This window comes from Providencia vermicola, assembly GCF_020381325.1.
Lineage (GTDB): Bacteria > Pseudomonadota > Gammaproteobacteria > Enterobacterales > Enterobacteriaceae > Providencia > Providencia vermicola.
The window spans coordinates 332084-356678 of sequence record NZ_JAGSPI010000001.1; the positions used below are offsets into that span (position 1 = coordinate 332084).

Below are 24595 nucleotides of genomic sequence, written 5' to 3' on the forward strand. Positions count from 1 at the left end.
CTTTAATCCTTAATAGTTATAAGGATTTAGTTGCTTCTAACAACTGGTTATATGATATCAATAGAGAAAACACATTTCTTATACTAAATAGTAATAAGATAGTATTATTCATGCTTACATTATATTACAAAACTGAAAATTATGTAGGGAAGCGTATATCTAGCTGATTTTGTATATGTTTTATTACACTTTCTACCTGAGCATAAAAGTCAAAGTGATACCCTGTAGGCAAAAAGCAGGCACAAACCGTCAAAACGATTGCAATAAAACGTTCACTACGTTTGCTATTTTTGCCACGGATAATGGGAAAACAGAAACGTTGAGGTAATGGCCATAAAAATGGCACACCTGACGGTGTTAGCATATCAGCGACTAAATGGCTCAAATAGCCTAATAAAAAAGCGTGAATAAGGTCATTAGGAATAGACCATTGCTCGGGGACCCACTGATAACATGAAAGCATTAATAGCAACCATGCAAGTAAGCTATGAGTGAAACCGCGGTGACCACATAGCTTAGAAATGGGAAGTGAAAAAATACGTAGTAGCCGTCCAGGTAGAGAAGAAGGATGATCAATATCGGGCAATAATGCACCTAATAACGCGCCAGGAACCAAGTGCAGCCAATCACCTTGAGCAAGCTCAGGGGTGACTTGGAGTTTATGGGCCATTATCAAAGAGGCGACGGAAAAAAGCAGATGCCCTTCAGCGGTCATGGTGGATAAAATACCATCTGTTTATCTATACAGTTGATTGGCAGTATAAAGTGTTTGAAAAGAATAAGATAGAGGGGGAAAGGCAAAAAAACTCTTATTTATTAGCAAATAAGGAAAGGATTTAATATTTTTTGGTTATTCCCCTACCTAAGTCAGATAGGGGTGAACATAAATTACACACATGGCTATAACTAGCGTAAATGTTTTGCTTCTAATTCATTTAGAGAGCTTAATTTAATATCCGCTAAACCAAAACGTGGATCATTAAAGTGTTTGCTATCTGGCACGACAATAGAGCGCATTCTCGCGGCTTTGGCTGAAATCATACCATTAAATGAATCTTCTAAAGATGCACAATGAATTGGTTTGGTTGATAGTGCAGAAGCAGCTTTCAGATAAACTTCAGGGTGTGGTTTACTCAATGGTAAGTCAGCCGCTGAAATGACAGCAGAAAAATAGTCGCGAATATCCAGCAGATTTAACACTTTTTCAAGCATATACAATGGGGATGCAGATGCCAGTGCAATTTTTAAATCCATTGAACGACACAGTTCCATCGCATGTTGTACACCAGGTAAAATAGGGCGGGTTTCTTCAACTAAGCCCACAACGCGGTCGATGATCCGTTGTTTGGCTTCTTGTTGGCTGCATCCATGCCAAGGAGAGGCCTGGTACCAAAGCTCAACAACATGGTCAATACGTAAACCCAAAGTATCAGGCAGAGTGTTGGCAATCGCAAGGTCAACGCCTAACTGTGAAAAGACCTCAAGTTCAGCTTGCTCCCAAAAAGGTTCCGAATCGATCAATAAACCATCCATATCAAAAATAACGGATTGGATGGGAAGGTTATGGTACATGTTAAAACTCCATTCATGTAAACCCTATTGCCAATGAGCTTTACCCTTATGGCAGTAGGAATTAAGGGAACTTACCCAGCGACGATAGTATTTATTGACTAACTGACTATGATATCAGCAAACGAACAAATATTCGTATTAATTGAGTGGGTGATTGTAACAACTCAACACTAAAGCGAATAGGCACAGATGGTGAAAGTTGTTTATCTAATGTGTTTTAAAAATGTTTAAAGTTCTGAAAGTCATTACACAATCATTATTTTACAAGGTAGATTTGGAGGCATTTAATAATTTCGGCTATTATTATCCCTGAAAAGTCACCATGAAAATTTATCGAGAATAATAACTCTGAGGAAGAGCTGTAATGAATTACCACAATGCTAATTATGTCGCAATCGGCAAACGTATTCTGGGTTGGGTTGTTTTTCTGGTAGCTTTAATTTCGACGTTGGCGTCTTTAGTTAAACTCGCGGGGATGAAAGGGCTGGCAGGCGAGGGGATCAACGCTGTTGCCAATGATTTTATTAAATTGATGGCGGAAATGACAAGGCAAACCACACCATTTTTAAATTTCTTCTGGAATAATTCGCCTGTACCACAAGTTGCTAATGGTTTTTCAGGTAGCAACCTAGGCTTTATTATTATTTTTATTTTTATTTTTGTTGGTTTGGCTCTCAGTGCATCAGGGCTAAGAATGTACCGACAAATTAAATTTATTCGCGAAAGCCTTGAAGATCATGTGATTTTGGAAAAAGCCAAAGGTATCGAGCTTTCCAAAGCAGAGCTGGAAGCAAACGTCACCATTCCAAGGCACACCATTTTTACCCAATTTTTTATTCTTTATTTCTGGCCAGTAGTACTTTTGATAGGGCTGTATTTTATCCTTAAACTCCTTAACTGGTAATTTTCGTCATATTTCACACTGTAGCGTTGTTGGCTTCATTCGGCTACTCGGGTCACATACTTATGTATGCTCCCCGAGCTATCCTCACTTGCCGCCTAGCTACAGTGCGAACTATTTAGAAAATAGATTTTCGTCATATTTCACACTGTAGCGTTGTTGGCTTCACTCAGCTACTTGGGTCACAGACATTTATCGGTGGCCCAAGTTATCCTCGTTTTATGACCTTTCTGACTATCCCTTTAATAACGAATCAACTATCTTTTGGGCATGCAGATAGCTTTGTTCATTACCAAATATGTGGGCTTGATTGAGTAAATAATATAATTGGTAAATAGGTTGCCTATCTAAAAAGCCATTTGGTAGCGGCCAAACACTTTGGTAACCATCAATAATCTGAATGGGAATATCTTTATACAATGGCAACATCGCAATGTCGCATTCTCTATCACCCCAATAACACGCAGGATCATAAAGAACTCCATCAATTTGATGGGTAATGGCACAGTTAGCTGGCCATAAATCACCATGTAATAAAGAAGGTTGAGGTTGGTGACCCGTCAATTTATTTTTAACAATATCGACAATTCGCTGAATATCACCAAATACCATGCCTTTTTCAGAGGCTAATTGTAATTGTAAACCAATACGTTTTTCTGCAAAGAACGAATTCCAGCGTTTTTCCCAGCCATTTGGTTGAGTAACAGTACTTAACATGGTGTCAAAATCAAAACCATAACTAGGCTGTTCTTCCCATTGGTGTAAACGGGCAAGCTGTTGACCAAAATGCCAAGCGTTGGTGGTATCAAACGGTTTTAAAGGGAAGTATTCAAGAAGAAGAAAACTATGGTGCTTATTACTCCCTACGCCATACACCTTGGGAACGGTGATTGTTTGGCTTTTGGCGAGTATTTCAAGCTGTTCAGCTTCTTGCTTAAATAAAGGTAGAAACTCACGCCGATTTTGTTTAACGAACACTGTGTGTTCGCCATAGTCGATTCTTAGCGTATGGTGAATATCACCACCAGAGAGAATGACTTTGTTACGCAGCTCCGCTTCACCTAAGTGTTCACTTAATAAACGACACATTGCTTGCCACATGACTCACCTCGCTCTGCTTTGGTCTTCATTAACACAATACTATAGCGGCAGTTTGGGAATTAACAGTGATAATTATTTAAAAAGAAGCACCTATCACGAAATAACCGTTTAAGAATTTTATTCATTAAAATAAAGTATCGCAAATTTAAAGATAGCTATTTTTGAGCAGATTGAGAATGTTCAGATATTTTTCTATTAAAGCGATATGCCAGCGCGTTCCTTGTTTTATTCAGGTAAACTGCAAAAAATGAAATAATGAGGGGAAGCCATGCATACTGATTTTCAAAATCCACGTTGGTTAAGGGACTTACTGCGATTTATCCCGCTGAAAAGTCAGTTTGTGTTATTTGGTAATGTTCGCGATTTACAAGCCAGTGAAATTGCGCCTTCAGTTGTCACGCCTTTACCATTTAACCAGTCTTTATTTAATAGCTTATTTAAAGCAGGTTATGCATATGTGCTGACTTACACGCCATTAGTGGGCTTCCAATGCTTAGCAAACCCTGCGCAAGATGTCCAAGAGACTGAGGCCGTTATGCAACGGCTTGGGTTAAATATTGTTGAGGGTAAAGCAGCTGGCGGCATTGATATGTTGAATCATCTGTTTGAAAGGCTTATTCAAGATAAACAAGAGCCTATTGCCTTATGTATCGACTTCGCTTCTTGCTTAATTTCCCATCATGACAACCTCACCCCGGCAGAGCACAGTTTATTTACTCGTGCATTAGTTGCATCACATCAAAGCAAGGCAAGGCCAGCAGGGGAACATCATCAGCCGTTCTATAATACGGTGTTTTGGATAGTTGAAAAAGAAACGGATTTACCCGATTGGTTTATCATTAATAACCCACGTATTCGAGCTATTCCAGTTGCCAAACCAGATGGTCAAGTGCGCCGTTTATTAGCCCCGAGCTTATTAGGCTCGCTGGTGGATTTTAATGGTATTGAAGAGGCTGATAAACCACAGGTAATTAATGATTTTGTTGATGAAACCGAAGGGTTGCTTTTATTGGATTTAACGGCAATTGTGCAGCTGGCACGTATTGAGCAGGTGCCTGCAGCCAGTATTCGCGATGCAGTTCGCCGATATAAAGTGGGGATCACTGAAGATCCGTGGAAAAAAATTGATAAGCAAAAAATTCATCATGCTCCGGCTGTGATTTCACGTAGAGTAAAAGGCCAACAACATGCTGTTACGCATTTATTAGACATTATCAAACGTGCAATGACAGGGGTTGGTAACCATAAAGGTGGGCGTCCTCGCGGTGTATTGTTCCTAGCAGGGCCTACCGGTGTTGGTAAAACGGAACTTGCCAAAACGGTGACACAATTACTGTTTGGTGACGAAAGTGCTTATATTCGCTTTGATATGTCTGAATTTAGTGCCGAACATGCAGATCAGCGACTGATTGGAGCTCCCCCTGGCTATGTGGGGTATGACTCTGGAGGGGAATTAACCAATGCGATCCGTGAAAAGCCATTTAGCGTGGTTTTGTTTGATGAGATTGAAAAAGCTCACCCGCATTTAATGGATAAATTTTTACAGATTATCGACGATGGCGTTTTAACATCTGGGCGCGGTGATCGCGTATATTTTTCGGAATCATTGATTATTTTTACGTCAAACCTCGGTATCTACCGTTTAGATGCTAATGGGGAGCGAGTGGCTAACGTCCAGCCACATGAACCGTTTGAAACGGTTACGCGTAATGTAAAAAATGAAATAGAACGTCATTTTAAATTGGTACTTAATCGCCCTGAGCTACTTAACCGCATTGGTGAAAACATTATTGTTTTTGACTTTATTCGTCCAGACGTTGCTGAGCAGATTTTTGAGCAAATGGTGGCTAACATTTTGTTAGGCTTAGAAAAGCAGCTTTTAACTATTTCAATATCCGCTGAAGCCAAAGAGGCATTAAAAGTGAGTTGCTTGGCGGATCTTTCTAATGGTGGACGTGGGATCCGCAATCAATTGGAAATGCATTTGATTAATCCATTATCGAGAGCAATTTTTGATCAAGACATACAAACTAATAGTGCTTATCAAATTACGTCTATTCAAATGGGAGAAAATACGCAAATCATGTTAACCGCGGTCGGTAATTAATCTAATGAATATTGGAATTTCACGTATTCATTTTCCTGTGACAACATTAGGGCCAGGGAAGCGTATTGGTATCTGGTTTCAAGGTTGTTCATTGCGCTGTAAAGGGTGTTTATCTCCCGATACTTGGCATGTGAAAGAAAGTTATCTTACGGTGGCAAAGCTGATTAACCAAATTGTAGAATGGTATCCTGTTGCGGATGGGATCACCATTTCAGGGGGCGAGCCATTCGAGCAGCCAGATGCCTTATTTGAACTTATACGTGAAATAAAACAGCAATTCCAAGGGGATATCTTAGTCTATAGCGGTTATGAATGGGATGTGATTGAAGATAGAGTTAAGCGAATGAATCCCTACATTGATGCGTTGATTAGTGAACCCTTTAAAGTCGAAATACCGCAAACATTGATGTTAAGAGGCAGTGATAACCAACAGCTTCACCTTCTAACACCGCTCGGAAAAACATTATTTAAGCAATACCAACGCGTTACAACACCAGAAGATAAGAAATTGGATTTAGCCTTCGATGAACAAGGGAGACTGTTTCTGGCGGGGATCCCGGAACGTGATGATATGTCGCGGTTGAGTCAACTCCTTGCTCTGCAAGATAACACCTTAAAACAACTCAAAAAATAGCAACGAGAGAAAAGGATGACGATGATACGCTTTTGCCCGCATTGTTTAACAGAACGGCCGCTGACGGAAATATTTTGTGCGGGGCAAATCCAAACAGAGCAAGGAAGTTTCCAACGCTGTAGTTGGGACCTAACATTAGAGCCTATTCATCCAAAAGGGTGGCGACCAGAAAAAGAGCAAGTGACTCCGCTCGAAACGCCAAACAATCATGAGAGAGAAACAGATAACCGTCGAGTACGCTACTGTGAAAATGGCCACACAATGGCTGCTGATGACTTTATTTGCCTTGAGTGTGGGGCTGATGTCGCAACAGAACCCGTCATTGAAGCTGTATCGTCATCCTATCCTCAAATAGGCTCTTGGCACATAGAAAGACGGATTAATGGTAGTGATAGCCCCCGAGAACGCTACTTTGTCACGCATTGTACTGAAGAGAAACGTGGTGTACTGACCCTGTATCAAAAAGGGGAAGAACCAGATCCCAATATTTATCAAGTCATTAAGCGTATCCCAACAGACCATGTTCCCGAGTTTTATGAAATAGGCCGCTATGAAAACCGCGCATGGCATGTGACTGAAATGCTTGAGGGGGGATCATTAAGCCAATTTATACAACAAGGTGAATTTTGGCAGCCTCATGAAATTCCTAGATTAGTGGAAGAAATGGGGCAGGCTCTTGCGGCGTTTGCAGAACATGGACTGCGTCATCGTAATTTGTGTCCCGCTAATTTACTTATTCGTCATCGTCACCCCCTTGATATCGTTGTGATTGAATATGGTTCCGCCTGCTTATCTGAGTTTGACCTTGATATTGTCACACCGCTGGATATTTCTCGTTATTCAGCACCTGAAACTCTAGCGGGTGGTGTCAGTGCAGCATCCGATTGGTGGAGCCTAGGAATTATTCTCTTGGAACAACTCACCCAAGGGCAGTGCTTTACTCAGGTTCAAGATAATGCCTTTCTTATCCAGGTTATGACGAATGGCATTGATTTACCTGACGATTTACATCCCAATATTCAGTTGTTATTACGCGGGTTGTTGTGTCGTGATCGTTTTTTACGTTGGCAATGGCCACAAGTATCAGCGTGGCTACAAGGGAAGCCTCAACAAGCCCCTCAAATTCAAGAAACCAATAGACAAAGCCATTTCCACACGCTGACGTTTGCGGGGCAGCAATTCCAGCAACTCGATGTATTTGCATTGATGGCTGCGGAAGCTAACCATTGGGATGATGCGTTGCCACTTTTATTTCGGGGGGATATAAGCTCTTGGCTCGCACAATTTGAAAATAGCCAAGCGCAATTAGTAAAATTGCAGGCATTGCTGGATAGTGATTTTCATCAAGAAAACCTCGATGACATTAAGCTGACCTTTGCTTTAAAAATCTTGAATGAAAACATTCCGTTGATTTACCGCGGTGAGATAATTACCCCTGCATGGTTGTTAGAAAACCCGAATTTAGCTTTTGCATTGATTAGCGAACCGCTTAATCAATATATTCAAGATATTGACCCACAGCATTGGTTAGTGCAACTTTATCATCGCCAATGCTTGGTGCGTGAACGTGCAAATCAGTTAAACATCATTTTGAATGAAGAAAGCCTCAGGTTGTATTTATTGATTACGTCAATCAATCAATTATCGGCAAGATGGGCGCTCTTTCATGCCCAATTCCCTGATTCACATAATGAAAGTTTACAAGGGCTATTTGACAGGCAAAGCCCACAAGAAATTGATTACATTCTATTATTGAGTGCGGATATTGGCCAATTTATTTCTGTGTCAGCATTAGTTGAACAAGCATTTGAACTCGCCAAACAAAATGATATTCATAATTTTGATTATGAAATTGCCAAAAAACAGCTTTCACTAACACGTAAGGAATTGTATTTACTGCTTAGTGAACGAGTAAGTGACTTCAAACGTATCGGGTTGGCCGTTTTAGACAGTTGGGTTGACCAGTTTTTATTGATGCGCAGGCTTTCACTTAAGAAAATATTGGTATTACTGGCAGTACCCGTAGAACACTGGCAAGTTCCTGAATCACAAAAATATGTACTAGAAGTGTTGCGCTTTTTTAACCAAAAACTAACGGCGGTGACGCAGCGGGGTAATTTAGTTCGCATGCGTTTAACGCCAAATACAGGACGTATTGATTTAACTGAGTGTGATAGTGTAGTTCGCCGTGCAAGCGCATTACTGGAACATCTACTTAGTCGCAAAAAAGGGTTGATAACGATTGATAGCGATATGTTGCTACAGCGAAAAGGTGTGAATAGCCGCTTAAGAATGTTGCAAGCAGATACGCAGTTATATCAAAGGGATACAGGTATAAATGGAATGTATCTGGGATTTCCTTTTTTAGTTCTGAATACCCAGCCAAACCAAATTAAACCGCGAATTGCCCCATTATTTTTATGGCCAATTTCAATGCAATCGGCGATTGCACAACAAAGTCCCATCCAATTGAATTTTGACCACGAACGAGGAGCTGTCCGTCTTAACCCAGCATTAGCGAGTTTTGTCGGTATTCCTGCAATGAGTCAATGGCAGGGAGCGTTAGACTCGTTATTGTCTAAAGCAGGCTTAACCATTGGCGAAGTCATGGAAAGTTTGTCAGCATTGCTGCCAGTACAAGACACTGATTTGGCTCCATTACCTGCATTAACCGACCCTGTTGTTGAAAACTGTGCGCAAATTGCCTGTTCCGCGGTGCTATTTCATACCTCATTTATTGGGCAGGCGATGAGCAGTGATCTACAGCAAATCGCGAATACCTCTATTGCTCAAACGGCATTGTCCACGTTATTGAAGGTGAACTCAGGAAGTTCGCCAGAGTCTATTGCAAATTCCGAAAATATCCTGAGCCCATTTGCGTTGTCCCTTGCTGACCCCTCTCAAGAACGTGTCGTTCAAGCGGCACAGCAACAAACTGGACTATTGATTGAAGGGCCACCAGGAACAGGGAAAAGCCAAACCATCGTGAGTTTAATTGCAGATGCATTAGGACGCCAACAGACAGTATTAGTGGTATGCCAAAAGCCTGCGGCACTTGAGGTGGTATATAAGCGATTGGTTGCCAATGGGTTAGGCGACAGAGCGTTGCTCATCAACCAGAACCAAAAGGGCCGTGATATTATTCTGGCGGTACGTGAACAAATCGAGCAATTGTGGAACAAAGAAAACAGCGCATTATTCGAACAAGATTGGCAGGCGGAACGCGCTGACTTACTTAACCGAGTACAATTTTTTGAGCGAAAACTCGATGGTTATTACCATGCACTCAACCATGTTGATGAGCATTGGCAGCTGTCTTATAAGCAAATTCTAAGTCAATTAATTGAGGTTGAAGATTCAGAGCGCCTAAACATCCAAGATGATGCGTTAGCCCCAGTATTTAATGAATTTAATCAATCCAAATTAGCCCAACTTCTTGATGATGTAAACCAGCATGCTCAAGCCTGGTGGCAACTCGATTATGAAAATAGTGCACTAAAAGTATTCGCTCAGTTTTCTGTGAACGACCATCAATATACGCTTTTTAATCAGCATCTTACATTGTTCATAGAGGCTGAAAAGCAGCGTGATCAGGCATACCAATCAGATTATCACCGTATTCAACTCACTGAACTGACCAACCATGAATTTATTCTGGAACAGCTAAAACAGCATTTGGGCCAGCAAACGCAGGTGCAGTGGCAAAGCTTATCCCAGTGGCTCGCTTTGTTTATCAATTTACAGGGGGCAGTCACCACCGGTAAAACAGTTATTGAACAATTAGAACAATACTATCAACGTTTATCATTGATTGACATGGTGAATACAGATTCACTGTTGTTCCCATTATTTAAGGATATTGAGTCGAAAAAACTGGCTCAGTTATCTCGCACCGCAATTGAGTCAATGCAAGGTTCATGGTTACGCTTCCTCAATCCATTTTATTACGGGCGCCATAACCTATTACAGCAATTTATGGCGCAAAGTGGGTTAAATCAGGCGAGTTTGCCTGTGTTGCAAACAACGATTAGGGTAGAGCAACAGTGGCGTTTGATTGCACAAGAAATTATGCCTATTTATCAAAAAATGGGTGTTAATTTTGAACAGGATTGGCGAGCTCAATTACCGCAATTAATTGAGCAATTAAAATGGGTGGATAATACGAGCCAATTATTACTTCAATACCCTGAAGTTTCACATTTTTTATTCGCTATTATTGATGAACAAAAAATCGGGTTTGAACGTCAATGCCTTGAGGTTCAATCTGCGATTACAAGAGTTAAAGCACAACGTGAAAGCATGAGCCAATTAAAACGTATGGAGCCTGTTTTTTCACCTCAGACGGTTGAACGTTTCCAGTGTGCTATTAATAAAGGAGAATCGTTTACGGACGAATTAGCTCAAATATTCCAAGAAAAAAATAACTTATTAAAATATCAATTGTTTAGAACGGAAACGGTTAATTTTACTCAACAACATTGGCAAGTTTTATCTATATTACACCCTGTCGTTGCGCAATATATTCATGAGAATAGCGACCAAAAAGATTGGGTTGCGGTACTGAGCCAAACCATTAGCTACAGTTTCTATCACTTTGTCAAAGCGCAATTTGATGCCAAATTACCTGCACTTTCAGCGAATAATATGCAATTTATGGCGGATTTAGCGGAACTTGAAAGTGCACAGAAACAACTGCAATCGTTTAATCGTACAGCGCTGACACGCAATTATGACTTAGCTAAAATGGGGGGGCGTCGTGAATGGGAAGAAATTACACGCCTTGCAGGGCCAAGGGCGCGCCGTTTAAGGGAGTTTATTAATGAAGGACGCGAAATTGGCTTGATGCAATTACGCCCAATTTGGCTGATGACGCCTGATGTGGCAAGCCAAGTATTGCCATTGCAAGCGGCAATGTTTGATAGTGTAATTTATGATGAAGCATCTCAAATGCCGATTGAATTTGCCTTGTCTACTCTGTTTAGAGCGAAACAAGCTATTGTCAGTGGTGATGAAAAGCAAATGCCACCATCGAAATTCTTCACAGGGAAGCTGGTTGAAGATGACAATCATGATGATGAAGATGAACAGCAGGAAGAGGCCGATGAGGAATGGGATTATCGGCAAATTAGTGATTGCCCTGACTTGTTGCATTTAGCGCGTACAGTATTGCCTGTGCATACTCTAGATATCCACTACCGTTCGGCATATCGGGAACTGATCAACTTTTCAAACTTTGCTTTTTATGAAAACCGGTTAAATATCCCAGCACAATTTTCAGCTAAATTAGTTAATAAAATTAAGCCGCTACAACTTGTGGCAGTTAATGGTGTGTATACGAATCAAACGAATGAGGCAGAAGCAGCAGCGATTGTCGACCATCTTGCAACATTATGGCAATTACCTTTTGCGCAACGCCCATCAGTAGGTGTGGTCACCTTTAACCAAAAGCAAACAACATTGATTAATCAACATATTCGTTTGCGTGCGGAGCAGGATGACGAATTCTTGACTGCTTATACTCAAGAAAATCAACGTTTCTTAGATGAAGAAGACATGTCCTTTTTTGTCAAAAATGTGGAAAACGTGCAAGGAGACGAGCGTGATGTAATTTTATTTTCCACGACATTTGGCCGTAATACACAAGGGACATTTAGGCGTAATTTTGGCGTATTAGGGCAATCAGGAGGGGAACGTCGCTTAAATGTTGCGATCACGCGGGCACGACAACGTGTGGTCATTATGTCTTCAATGCCTATTGAAGAAATATCGGATTTATTGACAACCTATCGTAAGCCTGAAAGCCCGCGAGATTACTTACAAGGTTATTTAGCTTACGCAAAAGATGCATGTGACCCGACAAAACAAAAAGAAAACCAAAAATTGCTTAATCGAATGTGCCAAACTCAGTTTGCCGTACAGGATACACTTGAGGAACAAAGTGCGTTTGTCGCTTCAGTTGTTGAGTTTATTCAGAAAAATGGTTGGCAGGTAACGGTATCTACAAAAAAAGAAGTGTTTCATTTTGATTGCCTGATTGAAGATAAAATAACTGGGCAATTACTCATTGGTATTGAATGTGATATGCCCTCACATCCACTTTTGCATACGGCTAGAGCGCGAGAGTTATGGCGCAGCAATATTTTAAGTCGCGTGATCCCCCAACGTCACCGCGTTTCGATTATTGACTGGTATAACAATAGAGCATTAGCGCAGCAACAGTTACAGGACGCGATTATCCACGCATCATTAAATTTAAATGGCTCTAAGAGCATGGCGACTAATCAAGAGGGCGAGTTATGAGTTCATCTGTGCATCGTATCAGCGTTAGGGAAATGAATGAAATTCAGTGCCGTCGGCAATTGGCTGTGACAAGTAAAATGTTTCAACAATGGCAAAAAATGGTCAATACAACTCAGTATCATCAATCACGTATTGAGCAATTAGCCACATTATTTCAGCAGCTTTCAACGAGTGACACTGCTACATTGTCTGCACGCCAGTTAACGGTGTTGGAAAATCAATTAAGTGAGTTGAATGGTACATTGAAACACGAGATTCAAACCGTTCGCGAGCAACAACTTGAACAACAAGCATTGGTGGCAAGAACAAACGCGCACCGGCAGCACAACCTAGAATCTTTAGCCGCGTTAATTCGTGAAAAACTTCCCCATGAAAAACCGCTAATTGCAGAGTTAGAAAATGCAAAGACGATGACCGAAAAGGCCACGAGCTCACTCATTTTCCGCGCACTCACCGTATTAAATGGCGTACAAAATCAGCTTTCACCATTTGCTAATCAATTATTAGAACAGCTAAAAGCACAATCTGATGGTGTCCCTGAATTTTGGCAGCACGGAGCACCATTATCACCATTTGCCAAGCAATGTGAGCAAATTTTACTGATGATTGAAAAGCTTAAACTGGTGGAATACTTGGCTGAAGGACAAAGTGCACAGCAACAGCTCACTGAAATTCAAGCAATGAATGAAAGCCCACAGCGCCACTTACGAGCAGACTCACTCATCCTAATATTGGCTAAGCAGTTGAAAGAAAGCCAGCAACATACTGAGTTAATTGAAAAAATTGAACAGCTTTGTGCTGAGCTTGCTATTTTTTCTGATGAGGAAAATACAATAATTATTAATGAGGCATTAGCTTCGATTCATTTAAGCTCAGTTACTGAGTTGATGTCACTGGCTGAACAACTAGAAGCACGAATTAATTTCGCGGAACAGGCGTTTGTCGCAGAGGCGCAAAGAAGAACGGTGCTAGATGGCTTAGGTAAGCTGGGTTATCAAGTCCAAGAAACGGATGTTAAAGCCTGGATGGATGATGGTAAAGTCGTGGTCAGGCACCCCGCAACCCCAGGATATGGTTTAGAGCTGGGGGGAAAACAAGCTCGTTTTCAAACACGTACAGTGGCATTATCCACACAAAGGGACACTCAACGAGACAAAGATATTGATGCAATTTGGTGCAGTCAGCATCAGCAACTGCAAGCGTTAGTTGCTCAATCGGACGCCGAGCTGGTGGTTGAACGTGCATTGCCCGCTGGAAGCGGCGAAATGAAAGTTTATGATATGGAAGAGCCTGGACTGCAGAGAAACACCGTTGTACATCAGCGACCTCGCACACTACGTAAATAAGCGATTACTCGCGATTTATCATATTTCAAAAAAGGCTGCCCTAACTCTATAGACTAAACTCAATAAGTTAGATCAGCCTTTTTATATGAATGTATGACTCCATCTTAAGCTGTGTGCATACTTTGGGGATTTGTCTGGCTCCGTTTACGGGCTAATACCAGCTTGCTATAGATTAGGGCAATAACAAAATAAACGGCTTGAGTCACCACGATGGTTGGCCCTGTTGTTGCATTAATATGAAAGCTAAGAATGGTACCAATGACGCTAGAGGTCACTGAAGCGATAATGGCGACGACCAGCATTTTGCCAAAACTACGGCAAAGGACGAATGCAATTATGCCTGGCGAAATCAGCATGGCAATGACAAGAATGATCCCAACAGCTTGCAGTGAGGCAACAATGGTCAACGCTAATAACGATAACAAGCCATAATGAATCAACTTAACGGGTAAGCCAATCACGCGAGCTTGGTTTGGGTCGAAGCAATACAGCATAAAGTCTTTACGTTTCAGTAAAATAATCGCAATAGTGATCCCTGCAAACAGTAAAATCTGTTTAAATTCGCTATCGGTGATCCCCAGAATATCGCCAAATAAGATGTGCGTCAGGTGTTGCTCTGTATCGATTTTAGCAAACATCACTAAACCGATAGCAAACATTCCTGAAAACACAATCCCCATGACCGTATCTTCTTTTATTCGACTGTTTTCTTTGAGATAACCCGTGGCGACGGCACAAAATAACCCCGAGGCAAATGCCCCAATTGCTAATGGGATACCCAGCAGTGAGGCAATAATGATCCCTGGTAAAACAGCATGGGAAATGGCGTCCCCCATAAGAGACCAGCCTTTTAACACCAAAAAGCAAGATAAAATCGCACACACAGTTCCTGTTACGATAGCGGTGATTAATGCCTTCTGCATAAAAGGAAATGCGAATGGGGCCATCAATAAGTCAATAAAATCACTCATGAGAGGCTCCTTGCTGGTGTAATCGGGCGACTTCTTTTTTCGCCTTGCGACGAGAGGCAAAAATGCCGTGCTTTGGTGCAAAGAAGAAAGCCAATAAGAAAATCATGGTTTGTAACGTGACGATTAACCCACCTGTTGCGCCATTAAGGTAGTAGCTGATATATGCACCAACTGCGCTGGTCACAGTACCAATAGTCACAGAAATGATTAACAATCGCTTAAATTGGTCAGTCAGTAAGTAGGCCGTGGCGCCTGGCGTGACAACCATTGCTATCACTAAAATAGCCCCAACTGTTTGCAGTGCGGCGACTGTACAGGCGCTTAATAATGTAAAGAAAATGATTTTTAAGCGTAAGGGGTTTAAACCGATGGAACGCGCATGGCTTTCATCGAAGAATACGGCTAAAAGGTCTTTCCATAAGCATAATAAAACGATGAACGAAACGCCGATAATTATTTCAACTTGAAGCACATCCGCATCGGCAATACCTAAAATATTACCAAATATAATGCTTTGCACGTTTACCGAGGTTGGGTTCAATGAAACAATTAATAATCCCGCAGCGAAGAAAGTGGAAAAGATAAAGCCGATAACGGCATCTTCACGCAGGCGAGTTAAATGTTTTACCAGCGTCATGGCAAGTGCCGCGAGGATCCCCGTAAAAAAAGCACCTGCAGCATAAGGTAAGCCTAATGCATAAGCTCCAGCCACCCCTGGAACAACGGAGTGGGAAAGGGCATCACCCATCAATGACCAGCCTTTTAGCATTAAATACGCAGATAAGAATGCACAGACGGCACCGACAATAGCGCTCACCCAAATGGCTTTTATCATAAAATCGTATTTAAAGGGCTCTAATAACAAATCAATCATTCTTCACCCTTTGGCTGATTTTTTCTCACTGGCGCATCGTGATCATGACCATAAAAAACCGCAGCCCTTTCGTCATCGGTAATGACGGTAATTGAGCGGGGGTCATCATCATCATGCAGTTCTTGCCCTGACAGATTGATGTGGCGTAGTACTCCTCCAAAGGCCTGCTGAAGGTTTCTTTGTGTAAATGTCGTTTCAGTTGGGCCACTGGCTAATACGGTACGGTTAATCAAGATGACTTGGTCGCAAAACTCAGGGACGCTCCCTAAGTTATGGGTGGAAACCAAAATGAGGTGGCCTTCATCACGCAAACTGCGTAGCAGATCGATGATGGCATTTTCAGTTTTTACGTCAACTCCCGTAAATGGTTCATCTAAAAGCAAAACTTTACCTTGCTGAGCAAGGGCGCGAGCCAAAAACACCCGTTTTTTCTGCCCACCAGAAAGTTCACCAATTTGACGATGTTCAAGGCCAGCAAGGTCAACACGTTCAAGTGCCATTTTCACAGCATCTTTATCTTCTTTTTTGGGAATACGGAAAAAGCCCATTTTCCCGTAGCGCCCCATCATGACAACATCCGACACTAAAACAGGAAAGTTCCAGTCAACTTCTTCTGTTTGCGGGACATAGGCAATAATGTTTTCTTTTAAAGCAGTTTTAATCGGTTGGGCATTTAATGTCACGCTGCCAGACGATGGGGTGACAAGCCCCATAATGGTTTTAAAGAGCGTCGATTTTCCACTACCGTTTACACCAACGAGTGCACAAATGGAGCCACCCGTAATATTAAAACTCGCATCATAAATTGCGGTGTGACCGTTATTGTATGTCACGGTTGCATCATCAACGACCAAATTGGGGTGCTCAAATTGATTAGAGTGAGTCATATTACTGTGAAAATCCTTTAGCTATCGTGTCTACAGTGGTTTTTAACAGGTCGATATAAGTTGGTACTGGGCCGTCAGCGGTGGAAAGTGAATCTACATATAAGATACCACCATATTTAGCCCCTGTTTCTTTGCTGACTTGGCGAGCGGGTTTGTCTGAAATTGTGCTCTCGCTAAATACAACAGGGATATTATATTGACGAACAGTATCAATCACTTTTTTAACTTGTTGTGGTGAGCCTTGCTCTTCCGCATTGATTGGCCACAAATAGACTTCTTTAAAGCCGTAATCTTTCGTCAGGTAGCTAAATGCGCCTTCACTGGATACTAACCAGCGTTCATTTTCAGGAATGCGGTTTAAACGTTCACGCAGTGGTGCATCAAGGGCTTCAATTTGTTGCGTGTAGTTTTTAGCATTTGTATTGTAGGTTTCAGCATTTTCAGGGTCATACTTGACTAATGCTTGACGAATGTTTTCGATGTAAATTTTGGCATTTGCAGGGGACATCCAAGCATGTGGGTTTGGATTATCTTTATATTCCCCTTCACGGATAGGCATTGGCTCAATCCCTTCGGTCACAATAACCGCGGGAACGTTTTTAAAGTTTTCAAAGAAACGTTGGAACCAAACCTCTAAATTCATGCCATTCCATAAGATTAAATCGGCATCATAGGCTTTCATAATATCTTTAGGTGTGGGTTGATACCCATGGATTTCTGCGCCAGGTTTTGTAATTGATTCGACAACTGCGGCGTCTCCGGCTACATTTTGAGCGATATCTTGTATAATAGTAAATGTGGTGACCACTTTAAATTTTTTAGCAAAGGCGGGTTGGCTCACAAAGAGCATAGCCACGAGTGCAAATACAGTGGTAAGTAAAGGTGCAGATAATCGAGATAAGTTCTTCTTCATAAAAATTGACCCTGACATTATAGGCTTAGCATTTTTAACAGTATAGTTGTTAAGGTTGATAACAATTATACTTTATAACTCAGTTGATAATGATTATCAATATCATTTGTAAAAATAAACATAAAAAATGGGGAATTACATCTATAGTTATTATGGGTTTTGATTTCCCACTGTTATTTTGTATGACTAAAACACGTCCTGAAGTAAAAGTTAAGTAAAAATTATTTTATTTTTCTTGGGATTAGTTATTCTCCCAGTGGCTTTGATAGCAGAGGATACATCAGTGAAAAAAATAATCAGCGGTACTTTTGTGCTACTGCTACTTGCAGGTTGCTCTAGCGAGCCTGATAGGCAAACAACAAAAACGCGCATGCTGGACAATCGTAATACGCTGCCAACAACAGCACAAAATACCACGTTTCCACGTACACCTTTTGATGAATTTATTCGTGACTCTGCTTCTCGTTATAGCGTTGATGAAACGCTCATTAGGGCAATCATTGAGGTTGAATCAAACTTTAGGCCAGAAGTAGTGAGTAAATCGAATGCAATTGGTCTTATGCAAATTAAAGCCTCGACAGCAGGGCGTGATGCTTATCGTTTCCAAGGTAAATCAGGGGAACCAAGTTCCAATGATTTGAAAGACCCGCAAAAAAATATCGATATCGGCACAGCTTATATTCGAATTCTAAGGGATCAGCACCTTGCTGGGATCAACCATCCGCAAACGTTGTATTATGCAACCGTTGTTGCATACGTGAATGGCGCAGGGGCATTACTAAGAACCTTTGATAATGATAAAAGTCGGGCGATAGCGATGATTAATAATTTATCACCTGAAGAATTTTATCAACATGTACAATCTAAGCACCCAGCACCGCAGGCACCACGCTATTTGTGGAAAGTGAAAAATGCCTACAATGCTTTAGCGATGTCTTATTGATACTCTGTGAGTAAGTGTGGGAGTTGCGCGATAATCTCAACAATCCCGTTGATGACAAATTGCACTCCCATACAAATCAATAGAAAGCCCATTACGCGAGCAATCGCATCAATACCACTATTTCCTAACCATCTCATAATTGACGTTGCCCCTCGCAAACCAATCCACACAATTAAACTGGCTAAAAGAAAGGTAATGACGGGGGCGACTTTAAGCACCCAAGGCGCAAAGGTTACGTTTCCTTGCAGCGACGCAGTCGAACTGATGATCATCGCAATGGTACCAGGCCCCGCTGTACTTGGCATAGCCAAGGGAACAAAGGCAATATTGGGTGATTCTTGGCGTTTTTTGGGAACACTAGGATCATCTAATGGGGTTGTCGGTGAATCATCTGATGAATCACTATTAGGAAATAACATCCCAAAACCAATAAAAGCAACAATTAACCCACCAGCAATACGTAAACCTGGTATTGATATACCAAATGTATTCATCACAAGTTGACCTGCATAAAAAGCAATGGTCATGATGGCAAAAACATAGATTGAGGCGAGGAAAGCTTGGTGGTTGCGTTGCTCTTTGGTCATATTTGCTGAAATGCTCAGCATGACCGCAATTGCTGTTAATGGGTTAGCAAGGGGAAGAAGCAAAACAAGGCCAATACCAACGGCTTGAAAGAGTTCTAGGAAATTTGTCATAGTAATTAAATTCAATCTCCTGATAAGTGTAGGTAATTTTACTTATCCTAAATAATAACGAAAATTGTTATAGATCTGTATCTTAGCATTTTTAATTAGGTTAATGTTTTATTATTGAATAGGAATTAATGCAATGAATATTAGGAATAAGTGCGTACTATAATTCATCAGAGAATGGCTTGAGTTGTTCACATTAACTGTGGATAACTGCCATATTCGTTTGTGAATAACCTGGATAAATACTTAACTTACAATTGGATAGCTGCTTGTGCTAAAAGTATGCAATTTTGATAGGCAAAAAAAACCTTCTTATGGGGGGCATAAAAAGGTCAAGGGCATCTATTAACAGGTTGTCTAATGTCGATGTGTTAGAGAGTATACCCTTTGCAATGTGATTTACTGATAATTTATGTAAATTCGTTAAAAGATATTTTCAAAGCGTATAAGAAGAGAGAAATAATATGCTGAATGGAATTAACCATTTAACCTTGGCGGTGCGTGACATAACAAAAAGCATCTATTTTTATCAATCGTTATTAGGGATGAAACTACATGCTAAGTGGAAACATGGGGCGTATATTTCTTGTGGTGATTTATGGCTGTGCTTGTCTGTCGATATATCACGCCAACACTTAGCGCCGAATGAAACAGATTACACTCACTATGCATTTTCCATATCAGAGAGCAACTTCGCTCTACTCGTCAATAAGCTAAAAGAGAACGAGGTTGTGGTGTGGAAGGAAAATAAGAGTGAAGGGGATTCATTTTATTTTCTCGATCCAGATGGACACAAATTAGAGTTGCATGTAGGTGATTTAACTCAACGCTTAAAAAGCTGCCAATGTTCACCTTATGACGGTATGGAATTTTATTAATCAATAATGAGGTAAAGATGGAAATCGTTACACTTACTTCAATTGATAACTATGAAGAGCAGCTTGCTTCGTTATTAATTGATAGTGTTGAACATGGTGCTTCTGTGGGCTTTCTAGCCCCCTTATCTATTGATGAAGCCTCGGGTTATTGGCAGCAAATAAAGTCAGATTTAATGCAGCAAAAACGCTTTCTTATAACATGCATTAATGATGATAAAATTGTGGGCGCCGTGCAAATCGCATTATGCCTAAAGGCTAATGGGCTACATCGTGCGGATGTTGAAAAATTAATGGTTCATAGCCAATTTCGCCAACAAGGAATTGCGACCCAATTACTTAATGTTGTTGAGAAAATAGCACTAAAAAATAATCTAACATTATTAGTGTTAGATACTCGTAGTCAGGATGTTGCATCTGCTTTATATCGAAAACAAGGATATAGAGAGGTTGGCGAAATTCCAAATTTTGTGGTTAATTCACAAGGTCAATTTGAAGGGACGACATTTTTTTATAAGCTGCTGGTTTAAAGCACATTAAATAAATCCCAATGATGATGTTTCTTTAAATAGCCGAATGTCGCTAGAGTTTTCTTTACAAAGTATTTTTAATTTTAAAAATTGCTTTACGCACAATTGTATATCCTATGTTCAAGTTATTTTGAACAGTAGGAATGAGTATGAAAAAGCTGATAGCGACGTTTGCTGGGGCATCAATGTTATTTATTTTAGCTATCGCAATAATGCTCATTGTTTTTCCCCAGCAATGGAAAGAAAGCATTTATCCTAGTTTGTCACAAGTGATTCCTGCATCATTAAGTTCTGTATTGCCTCAAGGACTTGTTAGTAATAATGTTTGTGATAGTTTGGAAAATAACTTACAGAGTTTTGCTAACTATCTGAAAGTGAATCAGGATATTGTCGATATAAAAGGCATGAATAGCTTAGATGAGCAATTAGCCAATATACAGGTGAGGATAGACTCAATGCCTGCAGATGTCCGTAATTTAGTATGCCAACAGGAATACAGCAAATTAGAAGGCTTAAAAAGTGTGTTCTCATTAGGGCACAGTAATTAGTTTTTTTGAGTCCATTATTCCACTTCACAATAGACACCACAAAGTTTCCTCGCTGTTTTATGGTATGCTAATTAACCTCATTTAGAGTTTAAGGTAGCATAATGAGAATTTTAAAATATCCATTGTTAAACTGGCTAATCGCAAATGGTGTGGCCATTTATTTTCTATTCAAACAGAATGCATTAATTTGGCAATTTTCAGGTTGGATGGGAATACTTGGCATTTTAGTTGCTCTTGAAAGTGCTAGCTGGGTCGCGACGAGTTTATTTTATTTTTATAAACATAAGACCTCGCCAAATCCAAGTGTTCAAGCAACGCACCTTGTCACTAATGGCCCCTATCGACTATCTCGAAATCCAATGTATTTAGCGTTTACTTCCATGAGCTTAGCGTTGGCATTTTTTACACATTCACCTTACTTTTTGGTTTCTGGATTAGTCTTCTGGCTAATGACAGATTTATATACCATCCCGCAAGAAGAACGTTTTTTATCTGTCACATTCAGTGAAGAGTGGGAACGTTATCGCAAACAGACTCGGCGTTGGTTATAAATTAATGTTAATGAGACGCTTTCTCAATTACAATAAATCATTGTTTCTTTAATGATGATTAGGAATTTCAATGAACTACCAAGTTGCCCCACTTTGGATTAATTCTGCAAAGTTAGCGTGTTTAATTGTAATAAGTCTTTTTTTGGCTTTTTTTTCAGTTAGTGGGTTTATTGTATACTTACTGGTTATCGGGGTGGTATGGGCTGTAGTCGTTTCTTTTAAAATCCATGGACTGAAAGAAAAGGGGATTATTTTAAAAAATAGTGATGTATCTGATTGGATGATTTATATCCAGGGTATTCCTGTTGAGGAAAAAAGGCAGTCTTTAGCGAACCCTTGTTTTGCAATTTTATCGCAAGGTCAATCATTCTTTAGTAAAGCATTTATTTTAAGAGGGCTTATTCAAGCTTTTTTCTGTGTGTATATTTTTCAGCAAATCTATTTTGTGAATAATATTTATGTGCAGGTATTCGCTTTAATGTTTGAAGCATATATTTTGTATTCGTTGTGGAATACCATCCAAAACTTCATTGCGATGAAACAAAATAAGATTATTACTGAAGAATTAGTCGCACCTAGTGGATCACATTGGTATCGCCTTTCATTCATGAAAAAAGAAAAACGAATTCCTGCCTTGGAGAGTTTATTCGCCATTTAATCGGGAAGGTGTTGATTCTTCGTATATTGAGGCACAATAAACAGCTTTGCGCTATCGCGATAAAATATGTCTGTGTTATCATTGATAGTTGAGTAACTAGCGATGTATCAATTTATGTTATCTTAAATTATCTATAATTGTGTACATATCTCGCACAGTGAAGCGAGAAATCGTTAGTAACGTATTGATTTATAAACTTTGGAATAATCAAGCAAGTGATCTGGCGTGTGGGTCACCACTGCTGATAAGGATTTTTTAATGCCTGTTATTACTCTTCCTGATGGAAGTCAGCGTCAGTTTGACCATCCTGTTTCGGTGATGGATGTTGCTCGCGATATTGGTGCGGGTTTAGCAAAAGCATGTATTGCTGGCCGTATTAATGGTGAGCGTGTTGATGCATGCGAAATGATTGAACATGATGCAAACGTGTCCATTATTACGAGTAAAGATGATGACGGACTCGAAATTATTCGTCACTCTTGTGCCCACTTATTGGGGCATGCAATCAAACAATTATGGCCAAACACCAAAATGGCTATCGGTCCAACTATCGATAATGGTTTTTACTATGATATCGATTTAGACCATATGCTGACGCAGGAAGATTTGGAAAAGCTTGAAAAGCGTATGCTTGAGCTTGCCAAAACAGATTATGACGTGGTGAAAAAACGTGTTTCTTGGGCGGAAGCTCGCGAAACGTTTGTCGCTCGCGGCGAAGACTATAAAGTTGAGATCTTGGATCAAAATATCAGCCAAGATGACCGCCCAGGTTTATATCATCACGAAGAATATGTGGATATGTGTCGTGGCCCGCACGTCCCTAATATGCGTTTTTGCCACCACTTTAAATTACAAAAAGTGGCAGGTGCCTACTGGCGTGGCAATAGCGACAACAAAATGCTGCAACGTATTTACGGCACAGCATGGGCTGATAAAAAACAATTAGCGGCTTATTTATTACGTTTAGAAGAAGCGGCTAAACGTGACCACCGTAAAATTGGTAAACAACTAGACTTATACCATATGCAAGAAGAAGCGCCTGGTATGGCATTCTGGCATAACGATGGTTGGACAATTTTCCGTGAGCTGGAAACTTTCGTACGTACAAAACTGAAAGCATATAATTATCAGGAAGTTAAAGGCCCATTCATGATGGACCGCGTACTGTGGGAAAAAACAGGCCACTGGGAAAACTACAAAGATGCAATGTTCACGACATCCTCTGAGAACCGTGAGTATTGTGTTAAGCCAATGAACTGCCCAGGTCACGTACAGATTTTCAACCAAGGTTTAAAATCTTACCGTGATTTACCACTGCGTATGGCGGAGTTTGGTAGCTGTCACCGTAATGAGCCATCAGGCGCACTGCACGGATTAATGCGTGTGCGCGGCTTTACGCAAGACGATGCGCATATCTTCTGTACTGAAGAGCAAATCTTAAGTGAAGTGACCAGCTGTATTGAAATGATTTATGACGTTTATGCGACATTCGGTTTCGAAAAAATCGTCGTTAAACTGTCAACTCGTCCTGAAAAACGCATCGGAACTGATGAGATGTGGGATAAGGCAGAGGAAGATTTAGCGAATGCACTGAAATCAAAAGGTATTGAGTTTGAATACCAGCCAGGTGAAGGCGCATTCTACGGCCCGAAAATTGAGTTTACACTGTACGACTGCCTTGACCGTGCATGGCAATGCGGTACTGTTCAGCTAGACTTTTTCTTACCAGGTCGTTTAACAGCTTCCTATGTGGGCGAAAACAATGAGCGAATTGTTCCTGTTATGATCCACCGTGCGGTGTTGGGTTCATTAGAACGCTTCATCGGGATTTTAACTGAAGAGTATGCAGGTTTCTTCCCTACATGGTTAGCACCACAACAAGTGGTTGTTATGAACATTACGGACGGTCAAGCCGACTATGTTCAAGAATTAGTAAGCAAGCTGCAAAGTGTTGGCATTCGTGCGAAAGCGGACTTACGTAACGAGAAAATCGGCTTTAAGATCCGCGAACACACACTGCGTCGTGTCCCTTACATGTTAGTCTGTGGTGATAAAGAAGTTGAGTCAGGTAAAGTTGCCGTACGTACCCGCCGTGGTAAAGATTTAGGCAGCATTGATGTCAACGAATTCACGACTGAACTGCTAAAAGAGATCCGCAGTCGTCAACTCAATCAGATGGAGGAATAAGG

At 40.7% G+C, this 24595-nt stretch carries 20 protein-coding genes; 12 read left to right on the forward strand and 8 right to left on the reverse strand.

The window, feature by feature from the left end; genetic code table 11:
* Positions 1 to 139: 139 nt before the first annotated feature.
* Positions 140 to 715: a metal-dependent hydrolase gene (locus tag KDJ85_RS01515; RefSeq protein WP_225818194.1), complete on the reverse strand. Its 576-nt coding sequence runs from the start codon at positions 713 to 715 to the stop codon at positions 140 to 142.
* Between the two features lie 191 nt (positions 716 to 906).
* Entirely contained in the window at positions 907 to 1572 is a 666-nt protein-coding gene (gene hxpB, locus KDJ85_RS01520) for a hexitol phosphatase HxpB (RefSeq protein ID WP_225818195.1), read from the reverse strand.
* 364 nt (positions 1573 to 1936) lie between these two features.
* Here hxpB and KDJ85_RS01525 point away from each other — a divergent pair, with 364 nt between their 5' ends.
* Positions 1937 to 2476 (forward strand): YniB family protein, encoded by a 540-nt coding sequence (locus KDJ85_RS01525; protein ID WP_219248767.1) that lies wholly within the window; start codon positions 1937 to 1939, stop codon positions 2474 to 2476.
* Between the two features lie 231 nt (positions 2477 to 2707).
* Here the strand turns inward: KDJ85_RS01525 and KDJ85_RS01530 are convergent, their stop codons facing one another.
* Positions 2708 to 3574: a fructosamine kinase family protein gene (locus tag KDJ85_RS01530; protein WP_225818196.1), complete on the reverse strand. Its 867-nt coding sequence runs from the start codon at positions 3572 to 3574 to the stop codon at positions 2708 to 2710.
* 268 nt (positions 3575 to 3842) lie between these two features.
* Between KDJ85_RS01530 and KDJ85_RS01535 the strand changes: the two genes are divergently transcribed.
* From KDJ85_RS01535 to KDJ85_RS01550, 4 genes are read left to right on the forward strand one after another with little or no spacing between them, the layout of a single operon-like run.
* Entirely contained in the window at positions 3843 to 5681 is a 1839-nt protein-coding gene (locus KDJ85_RS01535; protein ID WP_225818197.1) for an AAA family ATPase, read from the forward strand.
* Positions 5682 to 5685: 4 nt separating this feature from the next.
* Positions 5686 to 6315 (forward strand): 4Fe-4S single cluster domain-containing protein, encoded by a 630-nt coding sequence (locus tag KDJ85_RS01540; RefSeq protein WP_225818198.1) that lies wholly within the window; start codon positions 5686 to 5688, stop codon positions 6313 to 6315.
* Positions 6316 to 6336: 21 nt separating this feature from the next.
* Positions 6337 to 12615, forward strand: a complete 6279-nt coding sequence (locus KDJ85_RS01545; protein WP_225818199.1) for a protein kinase domain-containing protein — start codon at positions 6337 to 6339, stop codon at positions 12613 to 12615.
* On the forward strand, positions 12612 to 13961 hold the full coding sequence (locus tag KDJ85_RS01550) for a hypothetical protein (RefSeq protein ID WP_225818200.1): 1350 nt from the start codon (positions 12612 to 12614) through the stop codon (positions 13959 to 13961). The genes KDJ85_RS01545 and KDJ85_RS01550 overlap by 4 nt, the downstream gene beginning before the upstream one ends.
* A 104-nt stretch (positions 13962 to 14065) precedes the next feature.
* On the opposite strand, the gene KDJ85_RS01555 is transcribed toward KDJ85_RS01550, so the two are convergent.
* Genes KDJ85_RS01555 through KDJ85_RS01570 form a run of 4 tightly spaced genes read right to left on the reverse strand, consistent with a single transcriptional unit; the run spans position 14066 to position 17606 of the window.
* On the reverse strand, positions 14066 to 14932 hold the full coding sequence (locus tag KDJ85_RS01555; RefSeq protein ID WP_206083998.1) for a metal ABC transporter permease: 867 nt from the start codon (positions 14930 to 14932) through the stop codon (positions 14066 to 14068).
* The gene (locus KDJ85_RS01560) at positions 14925 to 15806 is read right to left on the reverse strand and encodes a metal ABC transporter permease (RefSeq protein WP_206083999.1); all 882 of its coding nucleotides are present in this window, start codon (positions 15804 to 15806) and stop codon (positions 14925 to 14927) included. Before KDJ85_RS01560 ends, KDJ85_RS01555 begins: the two co-directional genes overlap by 8 nt.
* Positions 15803 to 16693, reverse strand: a complete 891-nt coding sequence (locus tag KDJ85_RS01565; RefSeq protein ID WP_206084000.1) for a manganese/iron ABC transporter ATP-binding protein — start codon at positions 16691 to 16693, stop codon at positions 15803 to 15805. The genes KDJ85_RS01560 and KDJ85_RS01565 overlap by 4 nt, the downstream gene beginning before the upstream one ends.
* A gap of 1 nt (position 16694) precedes the next feature.
* Complete coding sequence (locus tag KDJ85_RS01570; protein WP_225818201.1) at positions 16695 to 17606, reverse strand: metal ABC transporter substrate-binding protein; 912 nt, start codon at positions 17604 to 17606, stop codon at positions 16695 to 16697.
* Between the two features lie 283 nt (positions 17607 to 17889).
* Between KDJ85_RS01570 and KDJ85_RS01575 the strand changes: the two genes are divergently transcribed.
* On the forward strand, positions 17890 to 18549 hold the full coding sequence (locus tag KDJ85_RS01575; protein WP_225818202.1) for a transglycosylase SLT domain-containing protein: 660 nt from the start codon (positions 17890 to 17892) through the stop codon (positions 18547 to 18549).
* On the opposite strand, the gene KDJ85_RS01580 is transcribed toward KDJ85_RS01575, so the two are convergent.
* On the reverse strand, positions 18543 to 19247 hold the full coding sequence (locus KDJ85_RS01580; protein ID WP_225818203.1) for a MarC family NAAT transporter: 705 nt from the start codon (positions 19245 to 19247) through the stop codon (positions 18543 to 18545). The genes KDJ85_RS01575 and KDJ85_RS01580 overlap by 7 nt on opposite strands.
* Before the next feature lie 461 nt (positions 19248 to 19708).
* On the opposite strand from KDJ85_RS01580, the gene fos reads away from it, so the two are divergent.
* From fos to thrS, 6 genes are all read left to right on the forward strand, one after another.
* The gene (gene fos, locus KDJ85_RS01585) at positions 19709 to 20122 is read left to right on the forward strand and encodes a fosfomycin resistance glutathione transferase (RefSeq protein ID WP_225818204.1); all 414 of its coding nucleotides are present in this window, start codon (positions 19709 to 19711) and stop codon (positions 20120 to 20122) included.
* A 17-nt stretch (positions 20123 to 20139) separates the two neighbouring features.
* Positions 20140 to 20649: a GNAT family N-acetyltransferase gene (locus KDJ85_RS01590; RefSeq protein WP_225818205.1), complete on the forward strand. Its 510-nt coding sequence runs from the start codon at positions 20140 to 20142 to the stop codon at positions 20647 to 20649.
* 149 nt (positions 20650 to 20798) lie between these two features.
* Positions 20799 to 21197, forward strand: coding sequence for a hypothetical protein (locus KDJ85_RS01595; protein WP_225818206.1), 399 nt, complete (start codon positions 20799 to 20801; stop codon positions 21195 to 21197).
* Between the two features lie 101 nt (positions 21198 to 21298).
* The gene (locus tag KDJ85_RS01600) at positions 21299 to 21748 is read left to right on the forward strand and encodes a methyltransferase family protein (RefSeq protein WP_225818207.1); all 450 of its coding nucleotides are present in this window, start codon (positions 21299 to 21301) and stop codon (positions 21746 to 21748) included.
* 70 nt (positions 21749 to 21818) lie between these two features.
* Positions 21819 to 22406 (forward strand): hypothetical protein, encoded by a 588-nt coding sequence (locus KDJ85_RS01605; protein WP_225818208.1) that lies wholly within the window; start codon positions 21819 to 21821, stop codon positions 22404 to 22406.
* Between the two features lie 258 nt (positions 22407 to 22664).
* Positions 22665 to 24593, forward strand: coding sequence for a threonine--tRNA ligase (thrS, locus tag KDJ85_RS01610; RefSeq protein ID WP_206084009.1), 1929 nt, complete (start codon positions 22665 to 22667; stop codon positions 24591 to 24593).
* Positions 24594 to 24595 lie beyond the last annotated feature (2 nt).

Coding starts and splice junctions, on each gene's coding strand:
- KDJ85_RS01605 (WP_225818208.1), top strand. CDS start 21,819: ATGAACTACCAAGTTGCCCCACTTTGGATTAATTCTGCAAAGTTAGCG.
- KDJ85_RS01580 (WP_225818203.1), bottom strand. CDS start 19,247: ATGACAAATTTCCTAGAACTCTTTCAAGCCGTTGGTATTGGCCTTGTT.
- KDJ85_RS01525 (WP_219248767.1), top strand. CDS start 1,937: ATGAATTACCACAATGCTAATTATGTCGCAATCGGCAAACGTATTCTG.
- KDJ85_RS01545 (WP_225818199.1), top strand. CDS start 6,337: ATGATACGCTTTTGCCCGCATTGTTTAACAGAACGGCCGCTGACGGAA.
- thrS (WP_206084009.1), top strand. CDS start 22,665: ATGCCTGTTATTACTCTTCCTGATGGAAGTCAGCGTCAGTTTGACCAT.
- KDJ85_RS01555 (WP_206083998.1), bottom strand. CDS start 14,932: ATGAGTGATTTTATTGACTTATTGATGGCCCCATTCGCATTTCCTTTT.
- KDJ85_RS01540 (WP_225818198.1), top strand. CDS start 5,686: ATGAATATTGGAATTTCACGTATTCATTTTCCTGTGACAACATTAGGG.
- KDJ85_RS01600 (WP_225818207.1), top strand. CDS start 21,299: ATGAGAATTTTAAAATATCCATTGTTAAACTGGCTAATCGCAAATGGT.
- KDJ85_RS01570 (WP_225818201.1), bottom strand. CDS start 17,606: ATGAAGAAGAACTTATCTCGATTATCTGCACCTTTACTTACCACTGTA.
- fos (WP_225818204.1), top strand. CDS start 19,709: ATGCTGAATGGAATTAACCATTTAACCTTGGCGGTGCGTGACATAACA.
- KDJ85_RS01535 (WP_225818197.1), top strand. CDS start 3,843: ATGCATACTGATTTTCAAAATCCACGTTGGTTAAGGGACTTACTGCGA.
- KDJ85_RS01565 (WP_206084000.1), bottom strand. CDS start 16,693: ATGACTCACTCTAATCAATTTGAGCACCCCAATTTGGTCGTTGATGAT.
- hxpB (WP_225818195.1), bottom strand. CDS start 1,572: ATGTACCATAACCTTCCCATCCAATCCGTTATTTTTGATATGGATGGT.
- KDJ85_RS01530 (WP_225818196.1), bottom strand. CDS start 3,574: ATGTGGCAAGCAATGTGTCGTTTATTAAGTGAACACTTAGGTGAAGCG.
- KDJ85_RS01590 (WP_225818205.1), top strand. CDS start 20,140: ATGGAAATCGTTACACTTACTTCAATTGATAACTATGAAGAGCAGCTT.
- KDJ85_RS01550 (WP_225818200.1), top strand. CDS start 12,612: ATGAGTTCATCTGTGCATCGTATCAGCGTTAGGGAAATGAATGAAATT.
- KDJ85_RS01515 (WP_225818194.1), bottom strand. CDS start 715: ATGACCGCTGAAGGGCATCTGCTTTTTTCCGTCGCCTCTTTGATAATG.
- KDJ85_RS01595 (WP_225818206.1), top strand. CDS start 20,799: ATGAAAAAGCTGATAGCGACGTTTGCTGGGGCATCAATGTTATTTATT.
- KDJ85_RS01560 (WP_206083999.1), bottom strand. CDS start 15,806: ATGATTGATTTGTTATTAGAGCCCTTTAAATACGATTTTATGATAAAA.